Origin of the sequence: Xylanibacillus composti, from assembly GCF_018403685.1 — a bacterium.
GTDB lineage: Bacteria > Bacillota > Bacilli > Paenibacillales > K13 > Xylanibacillus > Xylanibacillus composti.
In genome coordinates, this window is record NZ_BOVK01000007.1 from 32,298 (window position 1) to 55,981 (window position 23,684).

A 23,684-nucleotide genomic window follows, 5' to 3' on the forward strand; every position below is an offset into this window, starting at 1 on the left:
ATGCCGTCGCATCACCTGCCGCACCGCGATACCCGCTGTGTCTTCGGCGCAACTCTGTACGGTGCCGACGCTTGCACCTGTCGCACCGCGATACCCGCCGTGCCTTCGGCACAGACGCACCGCAGGTTCAAGCGCTTAAACGGTCTCGATCACAGGCTGCTGCTTCTGCTGTAGCTTCTCTTGCTTCTTCAATTGTTTTTGCAGCTTTCTCTCCGCCTTATCTTTTTTCCGGTCAGCGCGTCCCTCGAAGAAGTAGTAAAGCACCGGCACCAGCACGAGGCTGACAAACGTCGAGAACGTGAGTCCGAAGATGACAGCCGTAGCGAGCGGCGTCTGAAATTCAGACGCCTCGCTTCCCCCGATAAACATCGGGATCAAGCCGCCTACTGTAGTCAGCGTGGTGGTAAAGATCGGACGAAGCCTTAGCTTGGCGCCCTCTACTACCGCCGTGATCACATCATCGTATTCCGCACGGTGCTTGTTGATAAAGTCGATCAGCACGATCGCGTTGTTGACAACGATGCCGACCAGCATAACAATGCCGATCATCGCTACCAGATCGAACGTTCGTCCAGTCAGCAGGAAGCCCAGAGCGACGCCGATCATCGCAAATGGCAGCGAGAACATGATCAGGAACGGCAGACGCATGCGATTGAACTGAATGGTCAAGATCAGGAACACTGCGGCGAACGAGACGGCTACAGCGATCAGGAGCTTCTCGAACCCTTCCTGTTGCTGCTGCTGTGTCCCTGACAAGGAGGCGCGCAGCTCGCCCTGATAAGCGCTGACAAAGTTGGTGACCTGGCTGATGACCGCATTGCGCTGCTCCGAATCGAAATAAATGCTGAGTATCAGCTCATACTCGCCGTCGCGGCGAACACGGCTCGCTTCGGCATCGACTTGCTCCAACCGGGCGACATCTTCAATCGTCAGGTTCAAATCGCTGCGGATCGGCAGCTGGGCCAGACCATCCGAGCTCTGCCGGTAGATAGCCGGGAAAACAATCGAAGCGGTCGTGTCCTTGCCGTCCATCGATACATCGATCTCCGGCACGCCATTCAGAATCAGACTCGTATACTGCTCGACCTCCTGACGGCTTATCCCATAGTAGGCAAGCTGCTCTTTGGAGAAATGAATGACCCATTCTTTGCTGCCTTCGGTCAGTGACGCTTCTGTACCGGTTACGCCGGGAATGAGCTCGATTTCATCTTGCACAGCCGGCACGTGTCTGACCAGGTCCTGCATCGTTGAAGCGGACAAGGCGATCGACATTTGGCCGGAGGTATCTCCTTGCCCTGCTCCAATACTCAAGAAGGAATACGGAATCATCCGATCGATCGTCGCTTTGATCTCCGCCGTCATCTCATCGTCGGTTTGCTCCATATCCGCGCGATCCTCGAACAGCACGATGAACGCGCCGCTGGAGGTGTTCTCGTCGTTTCCCCAATACAGCACTTCCTTGACGCCGTCAATGGGCAGCATGGCCTCGGCCGTCGCGTCCATCATCAGCAAATTCGTCTCGTAATCGATATTCTCATCGACTTCAACATTGATGAACAAGCTGCGGTCTGTCACATTCGGAATAAAGCCTTTGGGCACAAAGGCAATCAGAGAATAGAGCGCGACGACCAGCGCGAGCACGAAGCCAAGCAGCGTGCGCCATCTTCTTCTCAACACATAATGAAGCAGCTTCTCGTAAAAGACCAAAATCCGGCTGTCCTTCTTCTCCGCCTTCTCGGACAGCTTCATCCACTTGTTCGCCAGAATCGGAATGACCGTCAGCGCGACGACCAGCGATGCGGCAAGCGACACAGTTATCGTGAGAGCCAGCTGCTTCATGAACACTCCGATCATGCCGTCGATGAAGGAGATCGGCAGGAACACCGCGATTGTCGTCAGTATCGACGCCAGCACCGGAGCGAACACTTCTTTCGTCCCCTGCACGACAGCGTCCAGACGGCTTCCGCCCTCCTGCAGCTTGCGGTATATGTTCTCAATGACCACGATACAAGCATCCACGATCATCCCGGTGCCGAGGCCAATGCCCATAAGCGTGATAATGTTCAGGCTGTATCCGGCTACAGACATGGCAATCAAGGTGGCGCAAATGCAGATCGGCATACTGAAGCCGACAATCAGCATCGTGCGCAGATTGCGGAATACCAACAGCAGAATAATCGACGCCAAACCCGCACCGAACATAATATTGACAACGAGCTCGCTTATGGCGGTGCCGATGAACGCGGAAGCGTCCCAGGCGTACAAGTACTCCCATCGGGTCTGCTGATCGGCCTGCATGCGGTTCAACACCTCGTTGACCTTCTGGGACACTTTGACCTCGCTGGCCGAATCGGTAGCGAAAACGTTAATCTCGTAATACGGTTCGCCGTTCATCATCGTGTACCGGTGATTGGCGATCATATCGATTTCAACATCCGCCACATCCGCGAGGCGCTCGCCGCTCTGGAAGCGGTGCTGCATCAGCTCATCCATGCTGGTAATCGACGCTTCACTGCGCACCCGATACTGGCTGCCGTCGTATTCCAGCGTACCGAGCAACGGGGAGGCGAAGCTGCCTCGCAGCTCGTCGACCAATTGGGACGCATGCTGCAGACTCTTGATCTGGTCCGGCTTGAGCTCAAACTTGAAGCTCTCCTCATATTGATCGAGCGTATGCTCGATTTTGCTGACGCCGTTCACTTCCCGCAGCGCCGGCACCAGCCTGTCCTTCAGCTCGCTGCGCACCTTGTCCTGCGCCGGATCGTCAGATGTGACGGCGATAACCATAATCACATTATCGCTCGTGGAGAACTGGCGGACATCGCTGCCCGACAAGTCGAGCGGAACAGCGTTCAGCCGTTGGTTAAGCTCTTCCCGAAGCTTGCCGATTTCATCGTCAGTGGCAGAATCCTTCATGATGATTTGCAGATTCACATGCTTCGTGGTGGTCGTCGCCTGCACGTTGTTCACGATGCTGTGGCCTTTGACCAAGGTTTCGAGCGGTATCGTTATTTCCTTTTCCATCGTGTCCAGGTCGGTGTCCTGCTCCACATTGGCGCTGACCAGCAGGAAAGGGGCACTGACATTAGGCTGCAGCTTGATGGGCAGCATGAACGCTGACACAACCCCGGATACAAGCACCATCACGGCAACCAAAAACACGGCAAGCGGACGCTGCAACAACATTTTCATCATTCTCGATAGCGCCCCCTTACTCAACGATTTCGACTGAGTCACCGTCAGCCAGCAAGCTCTGCCCAACCGACACGACCCGGTCGTGCTCCTGCAAGCCGGCCACGATCTCGGCATACTCTTTGTTCTTGCGGCCGAGCTCCACTTGTGTCTTCACGGCAACGGCATCTTCCGAAACGGTGTACACATAAGCTGTGCCGTCTTCTTCAAGCACAGAAGCAATCGGCACCGCCGAAACCGTCTGAGCCAGGGAATCATCCAGGATGACCTGCGCGCTCATTCCCGGGCGAATCGCCCCTTCGGGATTGTCAATCTTCAGTTTCAACGCAAAACCGCTTCCTTGTTGGCTGGATGCGGACGGGGACAAGTACACGACATCCGCTTCCAAAGTTTGGCCGAGCACCGGCACAAACACCGACAAGCTCTCCTTGTTCTGGATGAGCTGCAAGTCCTTTTCCTTCACAGCAGCTTCAACATGCAGCGGATCAATTTGCTCGACCTGCACGAGCTGCTGGCCAGGATTCACCTGCTGGCCAATGGCCAGATCCGGCATATCGACAACGACTCCGGCAATCGGGCTCTTGAGCACAGCCTTTTGCAGATTGCGGTTCGCCTCCTGAATGCTAAGATCCGCCTCGCGCAAGCTGAGCTGCAGCATATCTATCTCAGTGTTCTGGCCGGAACTGTTTTCTCTCAACTGAACCTTGTAGTTTTCCAGCTGCAGCAGCACCTTCTCCTTGGCCAGCTGCGCCCGGGACAATGCCGCCCGATAGTCGGCCTGATCCAGCTCAACCAGAGTTTGGCCGGATGATACCGAATCGCCAACGCTGACGTGCTTGGCCAAGACTTCCCCGTTGACCTGCGCGGCTATATCCACTCGGGAAGATGGCTGAATGGCCGCATCTACGCGAATCGCCTCGCCCATCGTGATGGCGGCGACCTCTGTCACCTTTACTTTTTTTGCTGCCACTTCCTGCTCCCCTTCTGCCGGGAGTTGCGGGCTTGCACATGCTGTCAGCAGCGCGAAAGCCGCGGCCAGGATGATCGCTTTTCTTTTATGCATCTTCGATTCACTCCGCTCCTATTTTTCTCTCCTCCTACATGGTAACGATTGGTTTGTACATGTGTCTAGTGAAAATCGTCATATGGCGGTCACATCTTACATGACTCTCCTACATCCATCGATGTGACCTGCAGCAAGCCTCATCTGAGTCGGAGTCAGCTCCACGGCAGCTGAATTCGCCCCGGTAGCAGAACGGTCCCGCCAACCTCTCCCCACTGGAGTTCCCATCCCCAGCTCCACCTGTCGAGAGCGCGATCCGGCCACACCGGACTGGGCTCGCCATGGACCGATCCGCTGCCCTGCCTTGTCTGAACTTCAGCTGTCAGCCGCGATCATAGCGTTATGCATCAGCAGATTAAGCTCTTCCAGCTGTCTCTTCTTTTCCCCATCGCTCCACCCATACCACTCGGCCATTATGGCAGCAACGGCATCCTGATAGCGATAGACTGCCTGAAGGTCGAAGTAGAGCGCCCCCACCCGGCGAATGAAGAAGTCCGAGCAGGTCATCGCCAATTCTTCCTGCATGCTGTAAAGCAGGCTGGCCAGCCATTCAAGAGGAAGGCCGCGAAGCTCCGCCTTTCCTGCATCCGCAACAGATGCGCCGCAGCGAAAAACCTGCTCAGCGTTCGACCCGAACTGCTGTGCCAGCCGTTCCGCTTGCATCTCCGTGAATCCGAAGCGCTTGCCAAGCTCGGTCATGTCCCGCACATAGGCAGGGAAATGGGCCGCCCCGCCCACCTCTCCGCCGGATATCGGCATGCGGCGCGTCTGGCATGCAGCCAGCTTGACCCCTGTTTCCTTCTTGATTTCGTCCGCTAACTGATCTACTACGGCTTCGGCCATCTTGCGGTAACCCGTCAATTTCCCGCCGGCTATGGTGACCAGCCCGGACGGGGACCGCCATATTTCGTCCTTGCGGGAGATGTCGGAAGGGCCTTTCCCCGTCTCCTGGATGAGCGGCCTCAGTCCCGCCCAGCTTGACTCCACATCAGCAGCCGTTAAAGCCAATTCCGGAAACATCGCGCGAACGGCCCGCAGCAAATAGTCGCGGTCCTCTGCTGTCATGCGCGGATGCGTCAATTCGCCGGAATATACGGTATCGGTCGTGCCCACGTAAGTTTTATCCGCACGCGGGATGGCGAATGCCATTCTGCCGTCGGGCACATCGAAGTAGACAGCTTGTCGCAGCGGAAAGCGGCGGCGGTCGAACACCAGATGGACCCCCTTGGTCAGCAGCAGCCTCTTCCCTGTCTTGGAGCGGTCCATCTCGCGAAGAGTATCTACCCAAGGCCCGGCAGCGTTGATCAGCTTGCGGGCTTTCCATTCGTACTTTCGTCCCGTAAGCTGATCCTCTGCCCGAATGCCGACTGCGCGCCCATTCTCATACAGAAACCCCGTTGCCTTCACGTAATTTGCAGCATAACACCCCCGCTGCACGGCCGCTTTCAGCACTTCCAGCGTCAGCCTGGCGTCGTCAGTCCGGTACTCGGCATAATAGCCGCCGCCCAGCAGTCCATCTCGTCGCAGTAGCGGCTCGCGCTCCAGAGTCTCCGCTGCGCTTAGCATGCGCCTGCGCTCTTCTCTGCGCACGCCGGCCAGAAAGTCATACATACGCAAGCCAAGTGAGGTGGCCAGCCGTCCATAAGTTCCGTTCTTGTAGACGGGCAGCAGCATCCATTCGGGCTTCGTCACATGCGGCCCGTTCTCATGCACGATTGCCCGCTCTTTGCCTACTTCCGCTACAAGCCCGAACTCCAGCTGCTTCAAGTACCGAAGCCCGCCATGCACCAGCTTTGTGGAACGGCTTGAAGTGCCAGCCCCGAAATCCTGCATATCGATCAGCGCTGTGGCAAGCCCCCGGGACTGCGCATCCAGGGCAATGCCTGCTCCGGTAATGCCGCCGCCGATAATCAGAACATCGAAGACTGTTTGCTCCATCCGGTGTAAGAGGAGCGGTCTTTTTCTCCCATCCATCCATGCTGTCATCGTTTTCCCCGCCCTTTCGTTAAAGATTGTAATGGAGATGGACTATACGTTACAGCGCGCTGCATCGACTGAGAGCGATTCGCAGACGACACTTGCGCGGTCTCCTTGGCAAACCAAAACCGCAGCATTCCCGTATGCTTACGGCAGACGGCATGCTGCGGTCGATTGCTTTCTCTATAGCTGTGACAAGACAAGGCAGTTCGCACTCTCTGGCACCTTTGCGTACATGCTGCAGTAAGGGCCGACCTTCCTTGTCTGGACCGCGGCAGGACTCCAAAGGTGCCCACCGATCCACCTTGTCCGCAGCTCCGGCCCTCGTCAGCATCGCTATTCTTCCTTGAAGGCTGCAGCTGCTTGAACGGCACGTTTCCAGCCTTGATACAGCCGGTGGCGCTCCCGCTCCTCCATCCGGCATTCATATCGCCGCTCCAGCTTCCACTGGCTGGCAATCTCCTCGCAGTCCTGCCAATAGCCAACGGCGAGCCCGGCCAAGTATGCGGCGCCGAGCGCTGTCGTCTCCAGCGTCGTCGGCCGTTCAACCGGCACGCCGATGAGATCGCTCTGGAACTGCATGAGCAGCTGATTCTGCACGGCGCCGCCATCGGCGCGAAGCGTCTTCAATGGCACGCCGGAATCCTCCTTCATCGCATCCAGCACGTCCTTGGTCTGGTAGGCCAAGGATTCCAAGGTGGCCCGGATGAAATGCGCCTTCGTCGTTCCCCGCGTCAACCCGAATACGGCGCCGCGCACGTCGCTGTCCCAATACGGGGTGCCCAGCCCGACAAAGGCGGGCACGACATACACTCCCTCGGCGGATGCGACGAGGCCGGCATGCTCCTCGCTTTCGGCAGCGGTGTCGATCATGCGCAAGCCGTCGCGCAACCATTGGATCGCAGAACCGGCTACAAAGACGCTGCCTTCAAGCGCATACTCGACCTTTCCGTCCAGCCCCCAGGCAATCGTCGTCAGCAGGCCGTGCTTGGAGCGAACCGGCTGCTGACCGGTATGCTTCAGCAGGAAGCAGCCGGTTCCGTATGTATTTTTGGCCATGCCGGGCTCAAAACAGGCCTGCCCGAACAATGCCGCCTGCTGGTCGCCGGCGATGCCGGCAATCGGGATGGCCCGTCCGAACAAGCTCTCCTCGGTATGGCCGTAGATGCCCGAGGAGGGCCGCACCTCCGGCAGCATGGCCGCCGGAATGTCCAAAAGGCGAAGCAGCTCCAAATCCCAGGCGAGCTCGTAAATATTGTACAGCATCGTACGAGATGCATTGGAGTAATCGGTAATATGTACGCGCCCGCCTGTCAGGCGCCATACGAGCCAAGTATCGACCGTGCCGAACAGCAGATCGCCGCGCTCTGCCTTGTCCCGGGCTCCCGGCACTTCGTCCAGCAGCCACTTGATTTTCGTCGCCGAGAAATACGGGTCGATCACCAGCCCCGTCTTTTCTGTGATCATCTGCTCATGACCGTTCTCCTTCAACTCCTGGCACAAGGCGTTCGTCTGCCTGGATTGCCAGACAATGGCGCGATGAATCGGCTTGCCGCTGTGACGATCCCAGACGACCGCCGTCTCCCGCTGGTTGGTTAGGCCGATTGCCGCAATGGCTTCCGGCTTGATCTTGTGATCGACCAGCAGCGTAGTGACGACCGCCCGCACCGACTGCCAAATTTCCTCTGCATCCTGCTCTACCCATCCCGGTTGGGGGAAGTACTGAGGAAATTCTGTTTGCGCCATATGCACCAGTTCCCCTTGTTTATTGAACAAGATGGCCCGCGTGCTTGTTGTCCCTTGATCAATCGAAAGAATATAGGCCTCTCCCATGCCTGAAGTCCTCCTTTCAACGTATGCGCTCCACTCGCCAACCTATGCGATGCGCCTGCCGTCCGGCGGCGCGCAGCTGGCATTTCCCTCCATTCCGTGCTCGCTTGAATGTCATTCGTCTTTTCTTTTTACACAGCAGCCTGTCTTTCCGTTTCCCCGCCGACCTCCGCCAATCGCTTGCCTGCCTTGTTTCCTCCGCCGCTCTATCGGCTGTCTTGTTCATCCGTTGCTCACCGTGAAGGAAAAGCTCCAACATACAGGCTTTGCAAATGCAAGTGCGAACATGTCCGGCCTGCACGCAACCGCTTGCTCAAGTCCCCGCAACGAATCGGGTCGTCAACGCTCCCAGCTTCTCCACCTCAACGGTCACTACGTCGCCCGGCTGGAGGTACACCCGCTGTTCCTTCGGCATGCCGATGATAACCCCCTCCGGCGTCCCGGTCATAATGAGATCCCCGGGCTGCAGCGTCATGTGCCGCGAGATGTAGCTGACAATTTCATCGCAATGGAAAATCATATCCGCGGTGTTGGAGTGCTGGCGGCGCTCCCCGTTCACCATCGTCTGAATCTCCAGACTGTTCGGATTGCCCACTTCGTCCGAGGTTACGACATACGGCCCGATGGGCGCAAAGCCGTCGCACGTCTTCCCGAGCATCCACTGCGCTGTGCGCTTCTGCAGATCGCGGGCTGACAGGTCGTTGCCCGTGCAGTAGCCGAACACATAATCGAGCGCTTCTTCGCGGGATACATCCTTGGCGCGCTTGCCTATCACGATTGTGAGCTCCGCTTCATAGTCCACACGCTCCGACACGCTTGGCAGCGTCACCTCCTGCTGATGACCGGCAAGCGCATTCGCAAATTTGTTGAACAAGATCGGATAGTCCGGCACAGGCGCCCCCGTCTCTTCCGCATGCTTGCGGTAATTGAGTCCGACACAAATGATTTTTTCCGGGCGCGGCACGCACGGCCGCCACGTCAGCGCAGCTTCATCCAGCAACAGGTCGCGCCGCCCGTCGGCGAGCACCCGATCCGCCAGCTGCTTGAGCTGTTCAACCGCTGCGGTTCCCCCTTCGATTACGTCATGAACGGAGGTCCACACCGGATCGATGCCGTAGGCTCTGCATGCCTTTGCCGCAGGTATTCCTCCATGTGATGTATGAATACCCAGCTGGTCTTGCTCCCCGTCTAAATAAGTAAAAAGCTTCATATGCTCACAGCCTTTCTACACCGAATGTTGCGCAGGTCCGCTGCCGATTAGACCGCATGCTATAATTATACATGATTATGGCAATAACGGCGTTCTGCGTCGAATTTACTGCAGCTGCATTTGATGTTCGCAGCAGCAATTGCGGCAGGCAGGCGGCGCAGACAGCGTGAAGGAGGAAAAGCCGACATTGAAGATTAGTGATGTGGCCGAACAATTGAAGATTACGCCGAGAACGATCCGCTTCTATGAGTCCAAGGGGCTGATTGCCCCCGCGAAGGAGGGCAACGGCTACCGCCGCTTCTCCGAGCAGGAGGTGTGGCGTCTGCAGACAATCCTTGCGCTGCGCGAGGCTCTGGACGATGTGGAGAACAGGCATCCGAAGGAGCTGCTGGGGTACCTCGAGCTGCAGCGCGCGGTCATGGTTCGCCAATGGCTGGAATACAAGCAAATGATCGAAACAACCGATCGTATGATCCACATGCTGCTTCAAGCGGACAAGCTTCCCATCGAGGATATTTACCAGCTTGCGCAATCCTCCAGAAGACTGAGAGAGGAGCGCGCTTCGTGGCGGGACCAATGGAACTATGACGAAAGGGCAAAGTTCCACGATGAGCAAGTGGCTGGCGGGTCGGCGGCGAAGTATCGGGATTATGAACGGGCTCTCGATCTGGCGGTCCAGTGGCTTGCGCCCATAGCTGGAGAGAGAGGATTGGATATTGGGACCGGCACAGGGAATGCTGCCGGCAAGCTGTTAGCCAAGGGGGCGCAGATGGCAGGCGTGGACCAGTCCAGGGAAATGCTGAAGGAAGCCCGACGGAAATTCCCCGCCCTGGAAACCCGTCTGGGCAATTTCCTCGCCCTGCCTTACCTGGAAGCGGAGTTCGACTTGGTGGTAACATGCTTCGCCTTCCGCCATCTGAACGAAGAGCAGCAGCTTCTGGCGCTGGAAGAAATGCGCAGGGTTCTCAAGCCCCGTGGACGAATATGCCTTGTCGATCTTATGGTCCGCGAGGAAGTATCGTCTGCCAGCCCCGCTGATGCTTCGGCTTATCCAAGCGCATCCCGCCTGCTGCGGTGGTTCGAGCAGCACGATTATGCCACCAAGCATGAGCAGATGAACGAACAGCTGCACCTGGTCTACGCCCTTCCTATTCGTGCTTAGAGCTATGCTTGACCTTCTCGCTGCGTCAACCTTTACACTTGTATTGTTCATGACGAAAAAAGAGGAGGACCCACACAATGCCAGACCACAATGCCATTTACCTGCACGAAGCCGACACGTATGACCGCATGGTTTCCCGTCAACAGGACATCATCCCGGCTATTGCCGCCATTCGACCCTACGGGGGACTGGATGTGGCGGATATCGGCGCCGGCACTGGAAGACTAAGCGTGCCGATAGCCCGCCAAGCACGTTCGCTTGTCGCGCTCGATGCGTCCGGGGCCATGCTGCGCGTCGCCGAAGCCAAGCTTGCCGCACTTGGCCTGCGCAATTGGCGAACGGAAGTCTCCTCGCATTTCCCGCTTCCCTTGGCAAGTGATTCCATCGACATGGTTGTCTCCGGCTGGAGCCTGTCGTATTCCGTGAACGCGCATGTTCCGGACGGGTTGGCCAATCTGGATCAAGCCATTAGCGAGATGAAGCGCGTCCTGCGCTCGAATGGCACCATCATCCTGATCGAAACCTTGGGAACCGGCTGCGAGACCCCGCATGTGTACGAATTCCTGCAGCCCTATTACACCGCCTTGGCAGAGCAATACGGCTTTTCCCACACCTGGCTCAGGACAGACTATACGTTCAAGGACGCCCAAGAAGCCGAGGAGCTGACGCGCTTCTTCTTCGGCGAAGCGCTCGCCGGCCAAGTGGCGGATGAGCAGCTGACTCGCGTGCCGGAATGCGCGGGCATCTGGTGGCTTCATATTTAGGGAGCGATCGGCAATAGGGTCGGTCGGAGCCGGCAAGTACTGGAGGGAGCCGGCAGCGGCGTTGTCCGGACTCCTATCGGAGGTGCAATCAGCGCCATTGCCTTTCGCGGTGGAGAGTCGCCCCGCCGCAATCGGCTTTGGCCTTCGGCGGAAGTCCTTTTCGCCGAATCAGCATCGCTGCCCTTCGGCGGAAGACTTTCACGCCGCAATCAGCTTCGTCTCCCGTCGACGGAAGGCTTTCACGTCGCAATCAGCTTCGTCTCCCGTCGGCGGAAGGCTTTCACGCCGCAATCAGCTTCGTTCCTCTGGCGGACTGGAATCTGGTACTGCAACCAACATCGCTGCCCTCGCCGTACGTCTCGGCGGCGGTTGTATCAGCATCCCGCCCTCCGGCGGACGTAGCATTGCGGCGCTGGAGTCCTTCAGCTGTGCAACAATCGGCGTATGAACGCTCAATGCCATTTATATAGCGGACATTATTACCGCTATGGGAAATCTGAGATCGTGTTGAACTCAAATAGCGGGAACTAGTGGTTTTATTCGCAGCCAATCGAGGGGGAACCTGAACTCTGGCCAAGAATAAATCCATTCATTCCCGCTATTTCCCACACCGGGCTGTTCTCGCCACACATAAGACCACATTTTTCCGTTATCCGGCTACTAGCCATACGGAGAGCCGCGATGCGGACACACCATACAGCTCCCGCCACACATAAGACCACACTTTTCCGTTTTCCAGCTGCTGTCCGTACGGAGAGCCGCGATGCGGAAATCAGGAGCACCCAGCGGTCATTGACCGGTGCCTTCTCTGCCATAGATGGAGCGGCTCCACGGTAACACAGATCAGCCAAGCAGCTATAAACCCGACCGCCGTCCTCTTCCCAGGCGGAAAGGTACTAGACAGCCCGAGCGGATCAGCAGCTGACTTGCGTGCCGGAATGCGCAGGCATCTGGCGGCTTCATAAGCAGGGATCGTACGCTATAAACCGACCGGCATTCGCTGCTCAGGCAAGCAGCTCCATCAAGCCCGGTGAAAGCGCTCGCCGATCCTGGCCGCGACCCATCTGCCTTCTGCCAGGCTCCGCAAATACTCGAAATCCGGGTAAATCACATCCTGCGTGAGATACGCCGAAACTTGGCTGCCTGGCCGCCGCAGCGCATTGAGCGCGGCAATCATCTGATCGGCTGTTCGAATGCTGAAGCCATGCCCGTAGTAGAGCTGATCGGGCAAGATGATCGCGTTCTCTCCCTGCCATTCCGGGTGGGCAGGGTCATGGTCCGGATTTCTGAAGTAGACGATATCGCCGAGATAACTTTCCTGCAGAGTGGTCGGCAAAAACCGCAAATCGCGATCATACTGCCACTGCCACAAAAACAAGGCTTGAAAATAAGTATTGAACATCCGCTCTCCCGCTGCTTCCAGGATCGCTTTGTATACGACGATGACCATCGCTGTCGCACACTCAAAGCCATAAAGTCTGCCATTCTCGAAGATGTCGCGAATGCCAACTGCCGGCGCCACTCCGGGCCTCAGCAGAAACCCGCCGTTCGGCGTTCTCCTCCAAAGCTGCTCATTGCAATAAGAATCGGCGAACGTCTCGAAGGAAACACCACTCTCATTCAGGTCCAAAGCCGCTTTAACGGTCTGGCTGCGCATCCTCAACTCGAACAGCAGCGCATCCCGTGAACCATATCGGTACGTAACCGGGCTACTCTGCTTCGCGCGGATGACCGACCTCTCCATCTCCGATACGGCCAGATGCTGCAAGGCCGCAGGCCCCTCCCCCATAATCACAATCATCGCGTTCCCTCCCTGAACTTGATGCCGGACCAGCCACTGGCAAGATGCGGACCCGTTCGTCAAACAAAACCGCCTGCGACTCGCAGCGCCACAGATTCTCCTCGCATGCAAATCGTCCGCCTCTGTCGTCACATCGAACATCCTGTACTCGTCGATTCTTCTCGCATACCTGCGAATGGATCGGCATACTTATGCAATAACCTAATCACAGGAAGGACATTGCCCATGTACCGAAATGCTCCTGCTCCCCCCCCATGCGCACTATTTCTTCCCCGCCCTCACCACTTTCACATTAGGACATCGGCATAGAGTGACTTTCTTTGTTTACGCAGCGAACGGCATCGCTGGCGACGGCCATGTGCACAGATTTCAAGGCACTACGGATTTGGACGCAGAGCATTTTCATCGCATAACTGGCTATACCGGTCCCGCCATACCGCTTGAGAGCGGCGCACATTTCCACTGGATTCAGGCGGAGGCGGAAGAAGAGCCCTTTCAATTCCGGGAAGGCTATTACAAAACGGTATTGACCATTCCCCGCCACTCCCATCGCTTTGCCGGCCCGACTGGCACCGGCATCGGCTATTTCCCTGAGGGTTGGTAGCGCCGGACTGCTGCTCTTAAGCCTCCTCTTGCTCGGATTCTTCTACGGACAACAGCTGCCGGATGTGCTTGACGCGGGATTCCGCATCGATAAAGCTGGTGCTGCCTATATGGAGGACGGCTGAAGCAGAGAGGCCGAGAATGCGCAAGCTCCCTACATCGATAAACGGGGAGTTGTTTCGAGCGAACAGCTCTGGTCCGGCCGATCGGGCTGCGAGCTTGGGCATCGGCTGCTCATAGAAGGGAAATTGCTGCAAATCCCCCTCTTGGCCAAGATAATGCGGTCGTTCCCGCTGAACAGCAAGAACATTCGTTCGAGGCGTGATGGCAACGCTATCGCCAATCAACGTAATGGAGGACAACTCCTTCGACGTCACCTTGACATGCCCGACTCTGGATATGCGCATCATCCGCTTACGTGGAAGCGCCCGAACCCGTAATAAATGGCACCAACGGCCCGACAATCAACGACTCCGGGGGCGTATCAAACATAGAAGCGCATTGGATCGTGTGGGTATCGCCAATCAGCACAACAGATGAAGCGGCGACGCCTACGATCCGAATATCGCCTACGCGAATGCCTTCGTTGACAACATGCAGCCCGCGTTCAATCATCTTCTTCCCGCTCCTCTCTGAAATGCTCCACATATGCCTGGATCGCCGCATGAATATCGTTTTGCAGCGCCTGGGCCAGTTCATTGGCCGCCGAAGCCGCCGATGCCCCTTCCTTGTACGGCATTTTTTTGGAGTAGTACGCGATGCGTCCATCAATTTGGCGCAGCATATCTTCCAGGATCGCCCGCTTGTTCTCTCCGGTCAAAGGAACGCCGGATTGTTCGCTCATCTGCTCCAGCATTGGCGGCACAGCGTCGCGGATATAGGCCGCCATCCGCTCGCGAACATTCGCATTCGTCTCTTCCTGTCCCTCGGACGAACCGACAGCCGCATCCTCCCCGCTTGTCTGCTGCAGAGCCCATTGGGCGATGTTGCCCGTTTCGTTCGGACTTATCCCGATCACCAGCGTGCCGTCCAATGTATCTACCTTAAGCTGCTCGAAATTATACTCAATCTTTTCGACATGAGTGCCGGGCGCCTGCTGCTGATTCGCCAGCTGTTCCTTGATCGCGGCAAGCTCCGCCTCCATCCGGCGCAGCTGCTCATGCTGCAGGCAAAGCGTGTGATGCATCTGTTGAACGAGATGCAGCATGACCTGCAAAATATTCGGTTCGTACACATTGCCTCGCCTCTCCCTCCAGCGTTTACCTAGAATATATGGGGGGAGATGCAGATTCATGTCAGCGATAGGCACTTGGTTGGAAATTACAGTCGTTCCGCAGCATGCACGGATGGCAATCCTACCTTGTCTCTTGGGCAAACGGCACCAGGCTCGCTTCTTCTTCCGGCAGGCCTAGCAGCGGCGCTGCCTCTGTAAATCTTCCCGTATTGTATAAATTGGCCAAGGCTCTGATGGAACCCGCGCTGCCGATCTGTAAGATAGAGGAGTTGCTAATTCCCTCCACACGCAGATGATGAATGGTGATGTTCTGGTGAATAACCACGTTACCCAATGCCAGACCCCTTTCCCGCCGATGTATCAATCGCATCAGTGTCATTCGTCAACGTGTTGCTTAGTCCGTTGTTGGTAACCGGAAGATCGCCTGTAATAAATGAACCCGATCCTGCGAACGTTTTGGTCGTGCTGATCGGCGCCAAAACCAAAGCGTCGCCAAACTGGACCACAGAGCTGGAGCCGACGCTTACGAATTTGACATTTCCTACGATAGCCGGCATGGTCGCCCCTTCCTTTCCGCTTCCCTCTACCTCCAGTATATGAAGCGCCCAGCCACTTGTTCCGCGAATATCACGGCGTTGCTGTATCCAAGCCCTTTTTTTATGCAATCATGGGGTCCGTTCACTGCGAAGCATCCTCTGCCATGCACAGGCAGATCAAGCCAAGATCGCCCGGTGGAACCCTTCCGATGCAGACACATACAGTAATGAAGAAGCGGTTGAAAGGACGTGAACAGCGATGCCCAAAAAAACCAAGCAGCCATTCGACTGGCGAGCATTCGAGTCGGCGATGCTTCAGCAATTTCCGGTCTTGCCCAAGGACTTCCCCGCATGGAATCGGGTCCAGCATCCGTCTTGGATCAGCGATTTGATGCAGAAGGTGCTTGCAGAAGGCCTGCCTGCGATGGCTTCGGGCAGCATGCCAGCCGGCTTCGCGCCTCGCGCCAAAGAGAATCAGAGCTTCCGCATATTCGAAACACATCGGAGCATCATACTCCGCCTGCACGCGCCGCCTGATATCACGAGCGACCAAATTCGCGTTGCCGTTAACCCTCATCAAGTCAAGGTGCGATTCGCCGGAGAGAAGCGTCAGGTCATCCCGCTGCCCAAGCCCGTTCAATCAGGCAAGGCCTCTGCCCTGCTGCGGGATGGAATATTGGAGCTTCGCCTGCCAAAATCAAGGGCGGCCGCCCAGTATGAGCCCATTCGCGTGCGGGAATAGCAGCTTGGCGAGGCAACCCTCGCCGAATCGTGCAGGCACAGGCTATGACGGATGCCTGCATCGCAGCAAGCGCTAGCCGTTCCAATATGGAACAGCTGATACGAGGACTATGGCGATCAGTAATGAAGGCAGCAGGTTGGCGACATTGATTTTTTTGATCTCCAGAATGTTCAGTCCGATCCCGACAATCAGCACGCCGCCGACAGCCGTCACCTCTGCAATCAGCCCCAGCATTTGCGTCTCGCTCACGAACAAGTAGATAAAGCTCGCTGCCAGCGCAATGCTGCCCTGATAGAGAAAGACCGGGATCGATGAGAAGATGACACCTATGCCCAAGGTGGAAGCGAAGATGACAGCAGATACGCCATCCAGCATCGATTTCGTATAGAGAATCGTATGGTCCTGCCGCAGCCCGCCATCCAGCGCGCCCAGGATAGCCATTGCGCCAATGCAGTAGACGAGCGTTGCCGTGACAAAGCCCTCGGCGATGCTGCCCTTGCCTTCACCCGTTTTTGTCCTAGTGAAGCGCTGCACCGTTTGTTCCAACCAGGCGCCGAGCCGATGCAGCCTGTCCTCCAGCTTCATCCACTCGCCCATGAGACCGCCTAGCACAAGACTGGCAATCACGATCAGGATGTTGGCTGTCTCCAGCGCCATCGTCACTCCAAGAACCATTAACGCCAATCCCAATCCCTGGATAACTGTCCGGCGAACGCCCTCGGACACGCGCGGCAGCAAGCTCCCGAGCAGCCCCCCCAGTATAATTGCCGCAGTATTGACAATCGTTCCCCACAATGCCATCTTCTCTTCTTTCCTCTCTATGTATCTAGGTAATGCGTCCATTTTCTTGTTCCAACATGGCGAAAAGCGCCGAACGGCGCTTTTCATCTTCATCCAGTATAAAGGTTTCGTCATCGGAAGGGAATATGGGGAGCTTCCTCCACCCTATACAGCGGCAACATCCGCCTTCTTCCGGTATACAGCGGCCAGGGCGGCCATCGCCAAGGCCAGAACCGCGCAGACTGTGTACATGCCCGTATAGGACAAGCGGTCTGCTATCGGTCCCATCGCCACCCCTCCGAGCGAAATGCCAAGGTCCGCCGAGGCGATGAACAGGCCAATCAGGACATTGCGCGAGGAAGCCGGCAGCACGAACGTCAAAAATGTCATAAGGGTCGGATACAGCAGCGCCTGCGCAATGCCCATCAAGACAGCCGAGGCGTACAGAACGAGCGGGCCGGCCGTGGCGGACAAGGACAGCAGCAGCGCAGCGCAGGAGGACAGCAGCATAATGCCGGTCACAAAGCGCGGGTGCCACTTCCCGTCGGAGGGCACCCGCTTGCGCAGCAGAAAGCGCGCAAGCACGATCATTCCCGCCTGAATCATGAGATAAACGCCCGCATTGCCGTACGGCACCTGGCTCGCATAAAGCGGGATGAACACCGTCACGGAGCCGAATACGACAGAGGCGGCGAGCATCAGCGCGCTGCAAACGGCAAGCGACGGTTGGCCAACCATCCGCACCCAGGCGGTCTTCTGCGCCTCCTTCGGCTGCTGCTCCCCGGTCGCGGGCTGCATCGACATGCTGTAGCCGAACAGTCCGGTCGTTACGGCAATGGCCACCATCGCAACGGTAAAAGCGTTCATGCCGCCCCATTCCCAGATGCCGAACGCAATCAAGGGACCGGCAATCGAAGGCATGTAGGTGAAGAGCGAATAAAGCGAGACGCCCTGGGAGCGCTCCTCCTCGGAAAGCGAGTCGATGATTCCAATCTGCAAGGCCATGGAGAAAAAAGCAGTCGAGACACCCTGCATGAAGCGCGCAACAAAAAAGCCTTCCAACCCGGATACTGTATAGAGCACCAGCGCTGTCCCATTGACCAGCAGCAGCACCCGAAGCACCTTGTCCGGGCCGTACTTTTGGACGAGATGCCCCGCCCAAGGACGAAAAAACATGCAGGTGAGCATGTAGGTGCCCATAATCATGCCAATCATCGTGTTGTTGGCTCCCATCGATTCGCTGCGGATGGGCACGATGACCGCCAGGATCGAGTTCGCGCTGAAGAAGAGGAAGGCAAGGGCGTATAGGCGCAAAATTGGCCACGAAGTGGCTCGGTGAGTACGCAACGGCGAACAACCCCCGGTCTATGATCAAATCGTCAAAAAATATGGGAAGCCTTGAAACGAAGGACGAACATACGCTCCAGACGGCCAAGCCTGCTGTTCAATCGATGTAGAGCAATGCGAGCGGCTGATGCCGTTGTCCGGCCACACTTCGGCATTGATTTGCAAGGCGGTGACTGGCACCTCCAGGCTATCGAACAAATCCGTCCGGGAATTGGTATTTTCGAACGGTAACGGCTATTCACTCCAAGGCTGCAGCTGGCAGCCCATCCTTCCAATCGCCTGCACACGCCAGCAGCAATTGAGTGTGCGGCTGGCTGCTCTCGTGCAGCCGGGCGCTGGCCTGCTTGCCTTCTGCGAACGTTCCGCCATGCATGACAGCGATGTGATGGCAGAAGGAACGCAGCATACGGACATCATGGGAAATCATGAGGATGGAGAAGCCATGCTGTTTGTGCAGCCGTTTCAACAATGTCAATATCTGGGCCTGAATGCGCATATCCAGCGCAGACACCGCCTCGTCGCAGATCAGCGCGTCCGGCTTTAACACCAAGGCTCTGGCAATCGCTATGCGCTGGCATTGGCCTGTGCTCAGCCGGGGCGGCTTCCGATGCTGGAGCTCGCCTTCCAGTCCCACTTCCTTCAGGTAAAAAGCCGCAAGCATCTCGCGCTCCTGCCTGTTCCCGAGCCGCATGTACCGAAGCGGCTCCTGCACAAGCTCAAGCGCGGTCCGGCCCGGATGAAGACTCGCTCTCGCATCCTGGAAAACCATCTGCACCTGCCTGCACACTGCCCGCCTCGCTCTGCCCCGCAAATGGGTAATGTCCGCGCCGTTCAGCAGGATGCTCCCGTCGCTAACGGCCGCAAGCCCTGTGATACACCGGGCAAGCGTTGATTTGCCGCAGCCGCTTTGACCCAGAATGCCGAGAATTTCATTCCGCTCCAGCGTCAAATGAACGTCGCGCAGCACAGGCCTGCCGGCTTGGAACGACTTGTGCAGGTGGCGCACCTCCAGCAAGGGAGCGGCAGCTTGCCGCCGGCGGTTTGCTTTAGCGGGGGCGGCAATTTGCTTGCGGGTCGCCAGCAGCTGGCCGGTGAAGGCGGCTTGCGGCTGGGCCAGAACGGTGCGCGCCTCGCCCTCCTCCACCAACTCGCCCTTGTGCAGCACGATAATCCTGTCGCTGATTGCTCCAGCCACCTCCAAATCGTGGGTGATCATCAGCACGGCCAGGCCAAATTCCTCCTGCGCATGCTTCAGCAATGCCAGCACCTCCCGCTGGCTCACTGTATCGAGCGCCGAAGTCGGCTCATCCGCGATCAGCACCTTCGGCTCGAGGCAGAGCGCGAGCGCCAGGCATACGCGCTGGCACATGCCCCCGCTCAGTTGGAACGGGTAGCTGGCGAGAACGGCTGCCGGATCAGCGAAACCAAGCTTGCCAAGCAAGCGGCTGCTGATTGTCGCGACTTCGTGCGCCGGGGCTCTGCGATGGTGGAGCAGCGCCTCCCGGAAATGCTGCCGGATCGTCATGACCGGGTTCAACGCTTGCCGGGCGTCCTGAAAGAGCAGGGCCACCTCCGTTCCGCGAATCCGCTCCCACGGGATGCTGCCCGCGGACAGGTTTGCTATCACGTCGCCTCCGACAGCCAGTGTGCCGCCGGCAACGTGCGCCGAGGGGGGAAGCAGGCCGGTCACGGCCTTGGCCATCGTCGATTTGCCGGAACCGCTCTCCCCCAGCACCGTCACGATTTCACCCTTGCGGAGAGCCAGACTGAAGTTGCGCAAGACGGGAACGGATTGCCCCTGATGCCGATAGCTTACTTGCAGCCGTTGAATCTCGAAGACGGTCTCCCTTGATTTCACGAGTTGTAGCCTCCCTTATAATCCTGGCTTTTCATACGGATCAAGCCGATCACGCAGCCCCTCCCCGATCAGGTTGAAGGCCAATACGGTGAGCATGATAAACAGGCCTGGCCCTAACAATATGTGCGGCGCCTGCATGAAGTGATCGCGCCCGTCTGCCAGCATGCTGCCCCATTCCGGGGCCGGGGGCTGCGCCCCGAGTCCAAGAAAGGACAGCGCCGCTATGGACAGCATCAGGCTCCCGAGCTCAAATGTAGCCAGAATCAATACGGGACTCAACGCTTTGGGCAGCAGCTCGCGGAGCATCAGCGTGCCGTTTGCGGCGCCTAACACCTTGGCTGCCGCGAAAGAGGTTTCATGCATGGCTTGCAGCACGACGCTGCGGGTGAGGCGCGCGAACGAAACCCAGCTCACCGAGATGACGGCAAGCAGAAGATGGAACAGGCTCGTGCCGAACAACGCCGCGACCACCATCGCCAGCACCATAAAGGGAAAGGCGAGCAGCACATCCATGACTCGCAGCAGCAGGCGATCCAGCCATGAGCCTTGGAACATGCCGGCAGCCAAGCCTGCCGCGAGACCGATAGCCAGCGCCGCGCTTAAAGCCGCCACCGTGGTGAGCACGGTCGTTCTGCCGCCGTGAAGCGTGCGCGCCAGTATATCCCGGCCGAAGCGGTCTGTGCCCAGCGGATGCTGGAAGCTCGGCTTTTCCAGCCGCTCGGCCGCGTGCTGCTGCACGGGGTCGTAGGGCGAAAGCCAATCGGCTCCCCCGATCAGCACAGCCAGCAGGCCAAGAAGAACCAAGCCGGACACCAGACTCACAGATACGTTCGATTTATGCATGTTCTTCCACTCCCGCTGCTGCCCGCTTGCGCTTGTGATGGAGGCGCGGATCGAGATACGCGTAAAGCACATCCACGCAAAGGTGCAGCACAATGACGAAGGCTACCATGATGAAGGCATACCCCTGTATGACCGGATAATCCTTGCGCAGGATGCTGTCGAGCGCGTACTTGCCTATACCCGGCCAGGAAAACAGGCTTTCGATGACAACGGCGCCGCCGAGAAAGGCGGCAAACGAGAGGGCGACGACCGTCACAAGCGGCAGCAGCGCATTGCGGCAAGCATGAGCGACTACCTTCCTGCGGCTTAATCCTCTAGACAAGGCCGCCAGCACGTACGTTTGGCCGAGCTCCGCAAGCATATTCGCTCTAACCATGCGCGCGAACTGCGGCATGCTGGCGAGCCCCATTGTCAGCGCTGGCAGCCAGAGCCGGTTCCAAGTCGCCTCGCTGCTGATTTCGTATGCGCCAAGCGATACGGCGAACAGCAGCAGCAGGAACAAGCCCGTAACGAAGGCTGGCGTTGATGCCAACGCTACGCAGGCAAACCGGATCAGATTGTCGCTGGCTGCCCCCGCCTTCAGGGCAGATACCGCCCCAAGCGCGATGCCGAGCGTCACCTGGATGAACAAGGCAGCCAGCGACAATTGCAGCGTAGCCGGAAGCCGTTCAGCCAGTTCTTCGCTTACTTGTCTCCCCGTGTACAAGGAAGTGCCCAGATCCAGCTGCAGCAGCCGTCCCAGCCACCCGGCATACTGCATGAATACGGGCCGATCCAGCCCCCATTGCGCCCGCAGCTCCTCGGCTTTCCGCTCGTAGGCCTGCGACTGGCTCCCGGCTACCTCGGCAGGCTGGCCGAGCAGCAGCACGGCCGGATCCCCCGGCGCAAGACGGATCAGAATGAACAGCACCAGCGTCGCGCAGAACAGAGTCAGCGCAGCGTCCGACAGCTTGCGGAGAAGTACGGCTGGCATCTAGCTCTCTCCTATTCCGCAGCCCATTTCAGATTGGCATGCACGATGTTTTCGAACTGCCTGAAATGCTCCTCGAAGCCCTCCAGCTTCGCGCTGACCGCAGTGAGCTGCGGACGTGGAAACAGACTGATGATCGGCGCCAGCTCCGCCACACGCTCATTGATCTTCAATGCCCATTCGCGCCGCTCGGATGCATCCGTCGCCGCAGCCAGTGCCTCCAGCCATTCGTTCGTCACCGGATCGGCGAAACCGCCATAATTGGCGCTGCCGTCTGGCGAGAATTGTCCGGAGAGCAGCGTGTATTCATCGCCGAAGGTGCTCCAAGCTTCAATCGAAGCGTCCCAATCGCCCGTTTCCCGCGCAGTTTGGATCAGGCTGTAATCGCCGTGCTGCACCTCGGCCTTCACGCCTGCCCGCATCCACTGGCTTTGCAGCGCTTCACCCAGCGCTTTGTCGCCCCCCCAAGTCATCAAGCGCACCGTCAACGGCTCGCCGTCCCTGTAGCGGATGCCGTCAGCTTCCAGTACCCAACCCGCCTCATCCAGCAGCGCGGCGGCCTTGTCCGGACTGAATTCGGTGTAGACACTGTTCCCGGCTTCGGCGTAAGCGGGGTTCGAGCCCAGCCAGGTTGTGACCGGCTCGCTCTGCCCTTCGGCCCCAAGCATAACCAGCTCCTCCCGATCCAAAGCCCAGGACAAGGCTTGCCGAACGCGCGCATCCGCCAATTGAGGCCTGGCCAAATTCAAGTAGATGGTCTGCGTATTCGCAGCAGGAGAGGCTACGATATCAGCTGCATCGTTATTTGCAAATTGCGGCAGGGCCGTGACCGGAGCCTTGACTGCGATGTGGCTGCGGCCGCTCAGCACGGCAAGCACTCTCGTCTGCTCATCGCCGATTTCTTCATGAACAATCCGGCGAATCTCTGGCTGCGTTCCCCAATAGCCTTCATGGGCTTCCAGCGCCATCTTCTGCTTGGGAAGAAACTCGACCACTTTGTACATGCCCGAAAGATCCATTGTCTCCACAGCATCATGCGCCGCATCCGCATTGTGAATGATTGTCTGGTAATAGGACAAATTGAGCGGAACCGGCAAGTAGCTGCGCTCGGTATGAACATGAATGGTATAGGTGTCGGCCTTCTCGAAGCGCAAGCCGTCCAGAAATGGCTGCGCTTGCAGATCCTTCTCTCTGGACCGCTCCAGCGAGGCGATAACCGCGTCGGCGTCTATCTCCTTGCCGCTCCAGAAACGCGGGCCTTCCCGCAGCCGGATTTCCCAGCGCATCGGATCAAGCTCCTGCGCGCTTGCCGCCAGAGCCGGCTCTACCTCGCCCCCGGCGTTCACCTTGAACAAGGTTTCCGCTGCGCCTACACTGACCAGATAGCTGGCCGTCAGCGACTCAACAGGATCGAGACTGGTCGCAATCTGCTGATCGGCAATGATAAGTTCTTGTTCATGCTTTTGTTCTTGCCGTTGCCCCTCTCCTTTGTTGCCGGATTCGGCAGCGGGGACGTCTGATGGACTGCTGCACGCTGCTGTCAGGAGCAAGCCTGACAGGACCAATAGGAACCAATTTGTTTTCATCGTAACCTCCGTCTGTCTCTTCGAATGTAATAAGCAACGCTGTTGCCCTATATCGCCCCAGCGACAGCCTGCATGCGCGGGCCGCTTAACTCGCCGCTGCGGGCATGCGGGGAGTCAAGATCAAAGCGGGACGCATGCGGCGCAGGTTGATCGACCAACTGCCCGAGGCGAAAATGCCCGAGGCGA

Annotated in this window: 21 protein-coding genes; 4 read left to right on the forward strand and 17 right to left on the reverse strand. The window is 57.9% G+C overall.

Translation table 11 applies throughout. The annotated features are described in order from the left end of the window. Nucleotides 1–135 precede the first annotated feature (135 nt). The 5 genes from XYCOK13_RS03125 to XYCOK13_RS03145 form a co-directional block, all read right to left on the reverse strand. The gene (locus tag XYCOK13_RS03125; RefSeq protein ID WP_213410460.1) at nucleotides 136–3,195 is read right to left on the reverse strand and encodes an efflux RND transporter permease subunit; all 3,060 of its coding nucleotides are present in this window, start codon (nucleotides 3,193–3,195) and stop codon (nucleotides 136–138) included. A 16-nt stretch (nucleotides 3,196–3,211) separates the two neighbouring features. Continuing rightward, nucleotides 3,212–4,255 carry an efflux RND transporter periplasmic adaptor subunit gene (locus XYCOK13_RS03130; protein WP_213410461.1) on the reverse strand — a complete coding sequence of 348 codons (1,044 nt, stop codon included), beginning with the start codon at nucleotides 4,253–4,255 and terminating at the stop codon, nucleotides 3,212–3,214. 315 nt (nucleotides 4,256–4,570) lie between these two features. Further along, on the reverse strand, nucleotides 4,571–6,241 hold the full coding sequence (locus XYCOK13_RS03135) for a glycerol-3-phosphate dehydrogenase/oxidase (RefSeq protein WP_213410462.1): 1,671 nt from the start codon (nucleotides 6,239–6,241) through the stop codon (nucleotides 4,571–4,573). 327 nt (nucleotides 6,242–6,568) lie between these two features. Beyond that, nucleotides 6,569–8,065 carry a glycerol kinase GlpK gene (gene glpK, locus XYCOK13_RS03140; RefSeq protein WP_213410463.1) on the reverse strand — a complete coding sequence of 499 codons (1,497 nt, stop codon included), beginning with the start codon at nucleotides 8,063–8,065 and terminating at the stop codon, nucleotides 6,569–6,571. A 310-nt stretch (nucleotides 8,066–8,375) separates the two neighbouring features. Next, nucleotides 8,376–9,272 (reverse strand): fumarylacetoacetate hydrolase family protein, encoded by an 897-nt coding sequence (locus XYCOK13_RS03145; RefSeq protein ID WP_213410464.1) that lies wholly within the window; start codon nucleotides 9,270–9,272, stop codon nucleotides 8,376–8,378. A 187-nt stretch (nucleotides 9,273–9,459) separates the two neighbouring features. Here XYCOK13_RS03145 and XYCOK13_RS03150 point away from each other — a divergent pair, with 187 nt between their 5' ends. Next, nucleotides 9,460–10,434, forward strand: coding sequence for a MerR family transcriptional regulator (locus XYCOK13_RS03150; protein ID WP_213410465.1), 975 nt, complete (start codon nucleotides 9,460–9,462; stop codon nucleotides 10,432–10,434). A 77-nt stretch (nucleotides 10,435–10,511) separates the two neighbouring features. Next, complete coding sequence (locus tag XYCOK13_RS03155; RefSeq protein WP_213410466.1) at nucleotides 10,512–11,198, forward strand: class I SAM-dependent methyltransferase; 687 nt, start codon at nucleotides 10,512–10,514, stop codon at nucleotides 11,196–11,198. Between the two features lie 1,021 nt (nucleotides 11,199–12,219). Here XYCOK13_RS03155 and tgl read toward each other — a convergent pair. After that, a complete protein-coding gene (gene tgl / locus XYCOK13_RS03160) occupies nucleotides 12,220–12,999 on the reverse strand; it encodes a spore coat transglutaminase TGL (protein WP_213410467.1) in 780 nt (259 codons plus the stop codon). Nucleotides 13,000–13,309: 310 nt separating this feature from the next. Between tgl and XYCOK13_RS03165 the strand changes: the two genes are divergently transcribed. Then, a complete protein-coding gene (locus XYCOK13_RS03165; protein WP_244864967.1) occupies nucleotides 13,310–13,603 on the forward strand; it encodes a YmaF family protein in 294 nt (97 codons plus the stop codon). A 16-nt stretch (nucleotides 13,604–13,619) separates the two neighbouring features. Here the strand turns inward: XYCOK13_RS03165 and XYCOK13_RS03170 are convergent, their stop codons facing one another. The 5 genes from XYCOK13_RS03170 to XYCOK13_RS03190 all read right to left on the reverse strand — a co-directional run bounded on the left by XYCOK13_RS03170 (nucleotide 13,620) and on the right by XYCOK13_RS03190 (nucleotide 15,393). After that, entirely contained in the window at nucleotides 13,620–14,009 is a 390-nt protein-coding gene (locus tag XYCOK13_RS03170) for a spore germination protein GerPE (RefSeq protein ID WP_213410469.1), read from the reverse strand. A 7-nt stretch (nucleotides 14,010–14,016) separates the two neighbouring features. Further along, nucleotides 14,017–14,217, reverse strand: coding sequence for a spore germination protein GerPD (locus XYCOK13_RS03175; protein WP_213410470.1), 201 nt, complete (start codon nucleotides 14,215–14,217; stop codon nucleotides 14,017–14,019). Beyond that, nucleotides 14,210–14,836 carry a spore germination protein GerPC gene (gene gerPC / locus XYCOK13_RS03180; protein ID WP_213410471.1) on the reverse strand — a complete coding sequence of 209 codons (627 nt, stop codon included), beginning with the start codon at nucleotides 14,834–14,836 and terminating at the stop codon, nucleotides 14,210–14,212. Before gerPC ends, XYCOK13_RS03175 begins: the two co-directional genes overlap by 8 nt. Before the next feature lie 121 nt (nucleotides 14,837–14,957). Further along, nucleotides 14,958–15,170: a spore germination protein GerPB gene (locus XYCOK13_RS03185; protein ID WP_280520868.1), complete on the reverse strand. Its 213-nt coding sequence runs from the start codon at nucleotides 15,168–15,170 to the stop codon at nucleotides 14,958–14,960. Beyond that, the gene (locus XYCOK13_RS03190; protein WP_213410473.1) at nucleotides 15,163–15,393 is read right to left on the reverse strand and encodes a spore germination protein; all 231 of its coding nucleotides are present in this window, start codon (nucleotides 15,391–15,393) and stop codon (nucleotides 15,163–15,165) included. Before XYCOK13_RS03190 ends, XYCOK13_RS03185 begins: the two co-directional genes overlap by 8 nt. 238 nt (nucleotides 15,394–15,631) lie before the next feature. Between XYCOK13_RS03190 and XYCOK13_RS03195 the strand changes: the two genes are divergently transcribed. Then, entirely contained in the window at nucleotides 15,632–16,114 is a 483-nt protein-coding gene (locus XYCOK13_RS03195) for an Hsp20/alpha crystallin family protein (protein WP_213410474.1), read from the forward strand. A gap of 72 nt (nucleotides 16,115–16,186) precedes the next feature. On the opposite strand, the gene XYCOK13_RS03200 is transcribed toward XYCOK13_RS03195, so the two are convergent. The 6 genes from XYCOK13_RS03200 to XYCOK13_RS03225 all read right to left on the reverse strand — a co-directional run bounded on the left by XYCOK13_RS03200 (nucleotide 16,187) and on the right by XYCOK13_RS03225 (nucleotide 23,498). After that, nucleotides 16,187–16,915, reverse strand: a complete 729-nt coding sequence (locus XYCOK13_RS03200; RefSeq protein ID WP_213410475.1) for a DUF554 domain-containing protein — start codon at nucleotides 16,913–16,915, stop codon at nucleotides 16,187–16,189. 144 nt (nucleotides 16,916–17,059) lie between these two features. Further along, a complete protein-coding gene (gene cntE, locus XYCOK13_RS03205; RefSeq protein ID WP_213410476.1) occupies nucleotides 17,060–18,241 on the reverse strand; it encodes a staphylopine family metallophore export MFS transporter CntE in 1,182 nt (393 codons plus the stop codon). A gap of 238 nt (nucleotides 18,242–18,479) precedes the next feature. Further along, complete coding sequence (locus XYCOK13_RS03210) at nucleotides 18,480–20,099, reverse strand: ABC transporter ATP-binding protein (protein WP_213410477.1); 1,620 nt, start codon at nucleotides 20,097–20,099, stop codon at nucleotides 18,480–18,482. A gap of 15 nt (nucleotides 20,100–20,114) precedes the next feature. Further along, nucleotides 20,115–20,942, reverse strand: coding sequence for an ABC transporter permease (locus tag XYCOK13_RS03215; RefSeq protein WP_213410478.1), 828 nt, complete (start codon nucleotides 20,940–20,942; stop codon nucleotides 20,115–20,117). Further along, on the reverse strand, nucleotides 20,935–21,915 hold the full coding sequence (locus XYCOK13_RS03220) for an ABC transporter permease (protein ID WP_213410479.1): 981 nt from the start codon (nucleotides 21,913–21,915) through the stop codon (nucleotides 20,935–20,937). The genes XYCOK13_RS03215 and XYCOK13_RS03220 overlap by 8 nt, the downstream gene beginning before the upstream one ends. A gap of 11 nt (nucleotides 21,916–21,926) precedes the next feature. Further along, nucleotides 21,927–23,498: an ABC transporter substrate-binding protein gene (locus XYCOK13_RS03225; RefSeq protein ID WP_213410480.1), complete on the reverse strand. Its 1,572-nt coding sequence runs from the start codon at nucleotides 23,496–23,498 to the stop codon at nucleotides 21,927–21,929. Nucleotides 23,499–23,684 lie beyond the last annotated feature (186 nt).